1 rRNA gene is annotated in these 236 nt (G+C 55.1%); it reads left to right on the forward strand.

Annotated elements, in window-relative coordinates:
* Positions 1-102: ribosomal RNA gene (locus HCN83_RS18160) — 23S ribosomal RNA — on the forward strand; the annotation flags it as partial.
* Between the last annotated feature and the right edge of the window lie 134 nt (positions 103-236).

Here is a 236-nt window from a genome sequence, read left to right on the forward strand (position 1 = left end):
AGTGAGTAAGATCCCTCGGAGATGACGAGGTAGATAGGTCTCGCGTGGAAGCGTGGCGACACGTGCAGCGGAGAGATACTAATCGATCGAGGGCTTAACCAATGAACGACGTCGCTCGGCAGAGCGAGGAAGACACATGATTCGTTTTCGCGTTATCCGGTTTTGAGCGGGTACGCTCATTCATCCAGTAGCGACAGCGGTGAGGTCACACCCGTTCCCATGCCGAACACGGAAGT

The organism is Alkalicoccus luteus, assembly GCF_012034335.1.
In the GTDB taxonomy this organism is placed as follows: domain Bacteria; phylum Bacillota; class Bacilli; order Bacillales; family Salisediminibacteriaceae; genus Alkalicoccus; species Alkalicoccus luteus_A.